Genomic DNA, 8,022 nt, shown 5'->3' with positions numbered 1-8,022 from the left:
CCCGTAGGTCAACGTGCCCGAATCGACCGGCACCCGGCCGGCGCCGCCGATCACGCCGTTGCTGTTCAGATCAATGAACGCCTCGCGGGTAAACGGGGATTGGTTGAGCACGGGCACTTGGTGCACCGCATAGCCACTGAGACCGACCCCGACGTTCCAGCCGTCCGGGGTGGTACGCGTGGTGGCTGCATTCGGATAATTCGTGGCGGCCGCGTTCCCGGCCTCGACGGCGACGCCGGTCAGGCCGACCACTGCTGCCGTGGCCGCGACCACAGCACATCTCCGAAACCCCACAGTCAGCCTCCCGACAACTTCGATAAATACATTCATCAATTCATGTTGGTGAATGGAACGTAAGCGGCGCGGTGCCTCGCCGCAACAGAGGCTCGGCTTAGATCCGGCGGGGCAGCCGCGGCTCGCACCCTCGCGACCAGCAATAATCGTTGATTAACGATAGCGAATGTGAGTATCGACATAGCAAACTGCGCCTTCGTGCTGCCTTCGCGGACAGTGCTGCCCGACCCCAACGCCTGCAGGGCAGCCGCTATGCCAGGCCCCCAAATATTTGTGATAGTAAACCTGCAGATAGATGTCACCGAAAACGAGAGGTGGTGGCAGGGAATGCAGTGATCACGATCGGCACTGCGCATCCGATGGTGATGATGGTCGGCAACGAACTGGCCGGTCAGCGCTGGGCACCGGCTGCCACGGCGCCGCAGGCTCCGACGACGACCAACAATGCGAAGGACTGCGAGTGCAGCAGGCTCGCCATCACTGCCACCAGCGTCATTGCGACGACGATCAGGAAGACGACTCGTCCAAGCGCTGATCGGCTCACCCCGGATCTCGGCGCGGCCCCCTCGAGGCTAATGCGGGGCGTGTGATGCGCTGGTTAGGTCACGCGTATCTGGAACTCCGACGGCAACACGCGCGCTGGATTGTGTCCTCTTTCGGCCCGACAAGATCGGCCGACGAGCACGAGTACACCGCTCTGTTGGGCCCAGGCGTCCGCTGCTTGCGTCACGTCACGGCCATAAGAGGTTCTTCTCCCAGCCATCAATCACGCGGCGGTATTGGATCCGAGAGTGGCGGCGGTCGGATGACCCCTGCCAGAACTCGACCTCATCAGGCTGCACTGCGCGCGACTTCCACTCGTGGGGAACCAGTTTCGGATCGACCTCAAGCTGATGTCGCGCCTTCTGCAGAGCAGTGTCGATTTCGCCGGGGTCGAAGAACGGCTCGCTCTGTCGAAGTGTCAACGCCATCGCGCGTGAACCGGCCGGTCGCGCGAGAAAGTCAGCCGCGCTCACACCCGCGCCGTCATCAACGACCGGGCCCACCACTCGGATCTGCCGGGCGATCGAAGGCCAGTAGAATGTCAGTGCTGCAACGGGATTCGCCGTCAGGTCAAGCCCTTTCTGGCTCTCGGTGCTGATCGCGAAATGCCAACCAGCAGCGTCAACTGCCTTCAAAATGAGGACCCGGGCGCGAGGACGGCCGGTTGGGTCGATAGTCGAGATCGTCATTGCATGCGGCTCAGCGACATCCGCTGCAACCGCTTCATACAGCCAGGAGATGAACAGCGTTCGAGGCTCGTCGGGCGCCGCCTCAACATCCAACTGCGCGACGGAGCGAGCACCTGTGAGAACAGGTAGGCCTCGCAGGAACGACCGTCCACCGTCATCGTCCCAATCGCTTGTCACCGCGCAATTGTAGAGCGCCCGGACCTGGCAGGGATCAAACCCGACCAGCAGGTCGCGAGTCGAGCTGCGCGGCAGTCACTTCTGTGTGTCCGCGTCAATGACCTTGGGCGAGCACATACAGCTGTGTCGGCGCGCCGCCCTCGTCGAGCAGAATGATCGCTTCCGCGTCGGCGGCAAGAGGACTCGAATCGGGCGATGAGGATTCGTCGTTGCGGCTGACACGAATACGGGTCGCGCGGTCACACCGGAACCCCAGCTTCTGCAATGCAGAACCGGAGAAGAGTGCTCGGGTTAGCTCTGGCGTTCGGCGACCTTCGAGCAATGTCTGGCGCCCTCACGCCGGTCGCGGCTATGGGCGATGCGAACAATCGGGCAATTCGTCACCGGACCGGCGGCAGCAGCCAGCGCGCTCCGCGCATGCGGGTTGTCATGGCACTCCACGGAACGCCACCGGTGTCGATCAACGCGCCCGCCCCACCTGCCGTTGGTCATGTTCTACGACAGAAGCCGCGGTTGCGGCACGAGGAACCTTCAGCCGCGGCTTTAGTCCGTATTGCACATGGCGCCAGTAGCCGGTAACGTCACGGCCTGATTGGATTGTGGGGCAAATGACCAACACTTGCGCCCGACATCAACTCGTCGGCGGAGCAATATTCGGAACCCTCTTGTCCAGCAAAGTAATTCGATGAAATGCACAGAAGTTCAGCCTTGGAGCAAAGTGGTGGCGTGACCTGTGATCGGAGTGGAGGACGGGCATGAGTAGTTGTGGCCCGGGTGGTGCGAGACCCAATGCAATGCGCGACGCGGCCGCACGAACTCGGCGAGCCTGGTGGGGACGGCTGACCGCAGTGCTCACGATCGGCGTTTTGAGCGCGTTGAGTCCGACCGCGGTGGCGGCCGCCCGGCCGAGTCATCCGGCGGCGCCGAGGGTCTCCGTCGGCAGCGCTCAGACACTTCTTGCTGCGGCGCAGGGAGGGCAGTTGCTAGGGGTGCCGCCGCTGCCCGACCTCGTCGCGGGCGCCGCCGCCAAATTCTCCACCCCGGAGTATTGGAACAACTGGGTGCATGAAGCACTGCAGCACAACAAGTTCCTGCTGCCCGACTCTGTTGATCCGGTGAAACCGGATGTCTTTCTGCCGCATTCGGAAATCGCCGCCGGACCGACCGTGTCGCCGCTGCCAGTCGCGCCCGTCGATCTGCGTGATGTCACCTACCAGTACGACGGCCGGACCAAGACCGTGGGTGATTTCCTCAACGACGCCGAGACCGACTCGATCAGCTTCGTGCACAACGGCAAACTCGTCGCCCAATACTTCGCCAACGGCTGGAACCTTAGCGAACAGCACCAGGCCTGGTCGGTCACCAAATCATTCGTGTCGGCCGCAGTCGGCATCGCCCTGGACCAGCGCCGCATCGCATCGCTGGATGATCCGATCAACAAATACATCCCCGAGCTGAATCGCACCGCGTGGCAGGGCACCACGATCCGGAACATCCTCGAGATGCGCTCGGGCATCAAGTGGGACGAGGAGGCCCAGCAGCTCCAAGACAATACGCAGTTCATGGAGTGGATCAATCTCGGCCTGTACCAGTACTCGAACGGCCGGCTGGGCATGGACCGCAACAACTACCTGCGATCGCTGCCGCGCGTCGAGCCGCAGGGTGCGCGCTTCAGCTATGACAGCGCCAACCCGCAAGTACTGGCCTGGATGCTGGAGAAGCTGTATCACCAATCGTTCGCGGATGTCCTGTCCGACCAGCTCTGGAAGCCGCTCGGCATGGAGGCGCCCGCCTACATCATGACCGACTCGACCGGCGCGGCCGTGGCGTCGGAGGAACTGTTCGCCCGGCCCAACGACCTGGCGCGATTCGGGGAGATGATGCGCAATGGCGGCGTCAACACGCAGGGCCGGCGCATCCTGTCGGCCGCCTACGTTCAAGCATCGACGACCGGGATGAAGCAGGGAGCGAAAGACACCGGCGATGCACCGGCCGGCGGCTACGGCTACCAGTGGTGGCAGGGTCCGACACCGGACAGCTTCCAGGCCAACGGTTTCCAGGGTAACTACATCACCGTACAGCCGAGTCAATGCCTGACCGGCGTCCGTCTGGGCCATACCGCTGCGTTCGACAGCAACGGTAACTTCGCCGACCAGGCGAACCCGGAATGGAGTGCGGTGTTCCGGGCGGTTGCGGCCCGACTCGGCGGCTGCCCGCAGTAGCCACCCCTCACCCCAGCCGAACGCTTGCTCCACCGGCGGCCCGCCGGCACCATTCCTTGGAGGTCGTTTTATGCCGTTTCGCCCGAACGTCATCGTCGTCGGAGCCGGCTTGGCCGGGCTGGTGGCCACGCACGAGCTGACCAAGGCCGGCAAGCACGTGCTGGTGGTCGAGCAGGAGAACCGAAACAACCTGGGCGGTCAGGCATTCTGGTCGCTCGGCGGGTTGTTCTTCGTAGACAGTCCCAAGCAGCGTCGCACGCGGATCAAGGACTCACTGGAGCTGGCGCGACAGGACTGGTTCGGATCCGCCGCCTTCGATCGCCCCGACGACGAGGACCTCTGGGGGCGCCGGTGGGCCGAGGCATACCTGCAGTGGGCGGCCGGCGGCAAGCGAAAGTATCTGCACGACTTGGGACATCGGGTCATTCCGATGGTCGGCTGGGCCGAGCGCGGTGACGGCACCGCCACCGGGCACGGCAACTCCGTGCCGCGCTTCCACATCACCTGGGGCACCGGCCCCGGCGTCGTCGAGACGTTCACGCGCCCGGTCCTCGCGGCCGAGGAAGCCGGTCTGGTCCGCTTCGCCTTCCGCCATCAGGTCGACGAGCTTATCGTCGACGACGGCGCGGTCGTCGGCGTGCGCGGATCAGTGCTGGCACCCGACGACGCCGACCGTGGCGTGAAGTCCTCTCGCGAGGTCGTCGGCGACTTCGAGGAGCGCGCCGATGCGGTCATCGTCACCTCCGGTGGGATCGGACACAACCACGAGCTGATGCGCCGTAGCTGGCCCACCGAACGGGTCGGCGGCCCGCCCGAGCATCTGATCTCCGGGGTCCCCGCACACGTCGACGGACGGATGCTCGCCATCACCGAGCGGGCAGGCGGCACGGTCGTCAACCGCGACCGGATGTGGGCCTACACCGAGGGCATCCACAACTGGAACCCGATCTGGCCCGACCACGCCATCCGCATCCTCCCCGGACCATCCTCGATGTGGTTCGGCGCCACCGGACGGCGACTGACCGGCATGTCGGGTGTCCCCGGCGCCGACTCCATCGGCGCCATGACTCAGATCCTGGCCACCGGCCACGACTACTCGTGGTTCGTCCTCACCCAAAGCATCATCGAGAAGGAATTCGCCCTCTCCGGCTCCGAACAGAACCCAGACCTCACCGGCCAGGACCTGAAATACCTACTCAAAACACGGCTTGCGCCCGGCGCACCGGGCCCCGTCGCAGCCTTCATGGAGCACGGTGAGGACTTCGTCGTCGCGAACACCATCGACGAGCTTGTCGCGGGAATGAACACGATCGCCCGCGGCCCCGCACTGGACACCGATCACATCGAGCGACAGATCCACGCCCGCGACAACGAGATCGCCAACACCTTCAGCAAAGACATCCAGGTGATGGCCATCCACAACGCGCGCCGGTCCCTCACCGACCGGCTCGTCCGCGTCGCCAAACCGCACCGGATCCTCGACCCCGCCCACGGACCGCTAATCGCCGTACGCCTGAACATACTGTCCCGCAAGACACTTGGCGGCTTGCAGACAAACCTCGACTCCCAGGTCCTCGGACACAACGGTGAACCCGTCCCCGGCCTCTACGCCGCCGGAGAGGTCGCCGGCTTCGGCGGCGGCGGAGTCCACGGCCACAACGCCCTGGAAGGCACCTTCCTCGGCGGCTGCATCTTCTCCGGACGCGCCGCAGGACGCGCGCTCGCCTGGTGAACCGTCCACGGTGTCGAGGCCGATATTTACGCGATTCGCCGACAAGATCCCGACTCGCGCCGAGCGGCAGCTACCTGACCGTTTCCCGCCTGATTACGCGGCATCGACTAGGTATACCGGGATGCTGTCGATCAAACGTCTTCGGCAAGCAGCCCTATTGCGTCCCAGGCTTTCTCGATGTCTCTCGCGGACTGTCGTCCGTCGGAATCGAATAGTGCCGCGAGAATTGCTTGGGCAGCGGCGGTCATTGCAGTGAGAGAAGGTAGCGCGCCATGGCCTTCGATGGGGGTTGTGATGAGATGGTCGGCGTCCTCGGCGAGTGGCGATGAGTGCAGATCGGTGAGAACCGCGACGCTCGCACCGCGCTGGCGGCCTACGCGAGTCAGTTCACGCAAGACCCGGGTGAGGCGCCAGACGCTGATGACGACGAGGCAATCGCCCGGGCCCAGCGCGCTGACCTCCACCGTCTGGCTGGTGGCCGAGCCGTCGGCCACGCGAATGTCGTGACCGAGAATCCTGCCCAGATAGCCGAGTACATGAGCGGGCCCGGCGCCGCTGCCAGTCGTCAAGATGACAGTCCGACGGGATTGTTTGATGACGCCTGCCACGGTGCGGATCGTCTCGATGTTCGCTGCGGTGGCGAGTGCACCGACGTTCGTGGTGTCCAGGCGGAGCATCGTCGACACCGCATCGGTATCGACCGGGGACGGGACGTCGCTCGGCGACGTTGATTCGAGGTACACCGCCCGGATTGCATGGCGAAAATCAGGCCACCCCTGAAATCCGAGCATCTGCGCGGTGCGTACGACCGTCGAGGCATTGACCGCCGAACGTTCGGCAAGTTCGCGCCCGGAGGCGTAAGACGCGAACTGCGGAGCGGTCGCGATCGTCCGCAGCACCTTCTCGGCTTGAGTTCCGGACGCAGCGTTGCCACGCCGCTCAGCGATCCATGTCCCGACGTCCACCGCGTCCCTTCCTCGACTCTTCACGCTGTGCGGCCTCATCGATCCGCTCGCGTTCGGTGAACCACCGTCAGCTCGCGGGCGTCCGCACTGAAGACGTCGCCGACCAGGTCGGCGAGCCCGCGCTCGAAGACAGCACGTTGTGATGACTGCCGCCATGCGTCATACGCCTCCGCGTCGCCCCACCACGCGGTGACGACGATAGTTCCCGGCTCAGCGGGATCTATCAGCAACTCGGCCGCCGATGCGTGCGCAGCCTCGAGGACACGTTCGCGGCGATAGAAATCCACGACGTCATCAACCCTGTCCGGCGATACGTGCAACGTGAGCACGCTCAAGCAATCCACGCTACGGATTGTCGCACCTTCACGCATCATTCGATGCATATAGGCTATTCATGCAATAATTTGTGCACAGCTGCGGCCGCCGCGAATCCGCGGCTCACCACAGAGGAGTGCACCTGATGTCGACAACGCTGGTTCAGAATGCGGCCGTACTCGATCCGATCGCCGGTGAGGTCGTGCCCGACCAATCGGTACTCGCAGTCGACGGACAGATCAAAGAGGTCGGCTCCACCCGCGAGGTGTCAGCATCCAATACGGACAGAGTGATCGACGTGCACGGGCAGACGGTGATGCCAGGCCTGGTCGACGGGCACGTGCACGTGTACTTCCAGAGTCTGGACCTTCCGCTGCTGCAGTCCTGGCTCCCGTCCTATCTGGTTCCGAAGGCGGTTCGGTCACTGGAGGACATGCTGCAACGCGGCTTCACCACGGTGCGCGATACCGGCGGCGCGGACTTCGCCATCGCACAAGCCGTCGAAGACGGAATCATCAACGGGCCACGCGTGATCTACGGCGGCACCGCGCTCTCGCAGACCGGAGGCCACGGCGACGGCCGGCAGCGGGGCGATTCCAGCCACAACGACTGCTGCCGCTGCCCGAACATCGCCCGCATTGCGGACGGACCCGACGAGGTGCGCGTGGCCGCGCGCGATGTGCTGCGCACCGGCGCCCATCACCTGAAGTTGATGCTGTCGGGCGGAGTGTCGTCGCCGACCGACAGCATCTCCTCGGTGCAGTACAGCGACGAGGAGATCTCGGTCGCAGTCCGTGAGGCAACCGCGGCCGGGCGATACGTCACCGGCCACGCCTACCTCGCATCCGCGATCACCAACGCCCTCGACCTTGGTTTGCGTTGCATCGAGCACGGCAACCTGATCGACGACACCACGATACGAAAGTTCGTAGAGAAAGACGCCTACCTGGTGCCCACGCTTGTCACCTATCAGGCGATGGACGAAATCGGAATGCAGATCGGTATGACGGCCGGCAGCCACGCGAAGAACTCCGAGGTACTCGATGCTGGTCTATCTGCTCTCGAAGCCGCGTATCGCGGCGGGG

General features: G+C 64.4%; 8 protein-coding genes. 3 read left to right on the top strand and 5 right to left on the bottom strand.

Going from position 1 to position 8,022, the window contains the following annotated elements; genetic code table 11:
- From G341_RS0100280 to G341_RS23650, 3 genes are all read right to left on the bottom strand, one after another.
- A partial coding sequence (locus G341_RS0100280; protein WP_018177106.1) for an MspA family porin occupies nucleotides 1-273 on the bottom strand: 273 nt, incomplete at its 3' end.
- A gap of 752 nt (nucleotides 274-1,025) precedes the next feature.
- Nucleotides 1,026-1,703, bottom strand: coding sequence for a pyridoxine/pyridoxamine 5'-phosphate oxidase (locus G341_RS0100270; protein ID WP_018177104.1), 678 nt, complete (start codon nucleotides 1,701-1,703; stop codon nucleotides 1,026-1,028).
- 94 nt (nucleotides 1,704-1,797) lie between these two features.
- Nucleotides 1,798-1,968, bottom strand: coding sequence for a hypothetical protein (locus tag G341_RS23650; protein ID WP_155826648.1), 171 nt, complete (start codon nucleotides 1,966-1,968; stop codon nucleotides 1,798-1,800).
- Between the two features lie 601 nt (nucleotides 1,969-2,569).
- Between G341_RS23650 and G341_RS0100260 the strand changes: the two genes are divergently transcribed.
- A complete protein-coding gene (locus G341_RS0100260; RefSeq protein ID WP_162140686.1) occupies nucleotides 2,570-3,925 on the top strand; it encodes a serine hydrolase domain-containing protein in 1,356 nt (451 codons plus the stop codon).
- A gap of 70 nt (nucleotides 3,926-3,995) precedes the next feature.
- Complete coding sequence (locus G341_RS0100255; RefSeq protein ID WP_018177102.1) at nucleotides 3,996-5,657, top strand: FAD-binding dehydrogenase; 1,662 nt, start codon at nucleotides 3,996-3,998, stop codon at nucleotides 5,655-5,657.
- Between the two features lie 131 nt (nucleotides 5,658-5,788).
- Here G341_RS0100255 and G341_RS0100250 read toward each other — a convergent pair whose 3' ends face one another.
- Both G341_RS0100250 and G341_RS0100245 read right to left on the bottom strand, forming a co-directional pair.
- A complete protein-coding gene (locus G341_RS0100250; protein WP_018177101.1) occupies nucleotides 5,789-6,622 on the bottom strand; it encodes a MurR/RpiR family transcriptional regulator in 834 nt (277 codons plus the stop codon).
- Between the two features lie 35 nt (nucleotides 6,623-6,657).
- Entirely contained in the window at nucleotides 6,658-6,951 is a 294-nt protein-coding gene (locus G341_RS0100245) for a putative quinol monooxygenase (protein WP_245556871.1), read from the bottom strand.
- 131 nt (nucleotides 6,952-7,082) lie between these two features.
- On the opposite strand from G341_RS0100245, the gene G341_RS0100240 reads away from it, so the two are divergent.
- Nucleotides 7,083-8,022, top strand: a 940-nt coding sequence (locus G341_RS0100240) for a metal-dependent hydrolase family protein (protein ID WP_026303073.1), incomplete at its 3' end; no start/stop codon positions are given.

This window comes from Jongsikchunia kroppenstedtii DSM 45133 (assembly GCF_000380485.1).
GTDB classification, from domain to species: domain Bacteria; phylum Actinomycetota; class Actinomycetes; order Mycobacteriales; family Mycobacteriaceae; genus Jongsikchunia; species Jongsikchunia kroppenstedtii.
The sequence above is the reverse complement of the archived record's forward strand: the minus strand, read 5'-3'. Positions and strand labels throughout refer to the sequence as shown.

Bases quoted from the DNA above. Each gene is read 5' to 3' on its own strand.
- G341_RS0100255 (WP_018177102.1), top strand. From the start codon at position 3,996: ATGCCGTTTCGCCCGAACGTCATCGTCGTCGGAGCCGGCTTGGCCGGG.